Raw genomic sequence first — 455 nt, forward strand, 5'->3', positions numbered from 1 at the left:
AATTTGCACCATCACCGTACCAACCATCATCAATATACATGGTTTCCAAATCTTGGAAATATTCTTCTGTCAACGACGTATCAAATTTAACACCAACTTTTTCCAAACCTAAATCAATCATAACCCTGAAAAATTTCCAATTACAATGATTAAATTCGTTCTCTCTTGCTTCAAGCAAAAATTTAGAAACATTTTCCTTAGCTTCATCGGTTAAAGGATTCCAAATATGCTCGGGAACAAGGCATAAGGCAAAACCAATGGCAGCTAATTCAACCAAATGCTGATCGATATCATTAGCATCTTTCCAAAACTCTGGATGACTTGGGTTTGTTCCGTTGGATAACCCCCTTCTGAATACTTCCCAATGCTTAAACTCACCTCCACCATAGACAAATGGTACAATACCCCATAATGGTCGAGCGAATCCTTCTAACTCTGCCGATTCCATACTGAAA

The 455-nt window shown here is 37.8% G+C and carries 1 protein-coding gene; it reads right to left on the bottom strand.

Annotated elements, in window-relative coordinates; all coding sequences use genetic code 11:
• The coding region (locus E2E34_RS37790; RefSeq protein WP_138905805.1) for a DUF2264 domain-containing protein at positions 1 to 455 on the bottom strand (455 nt) is incomplete at both ends.

It is taken from the genome of Streptomyces albidochromogenes (assembly GCF_005981925.1).
Classification (GTDB): domain Bacteria; phylum Actinomycetota; class Actinomycetes; order Streptomycetales; family Streptomycetaceae; genus Streptomyces; species Streptomyces albidochromogenes.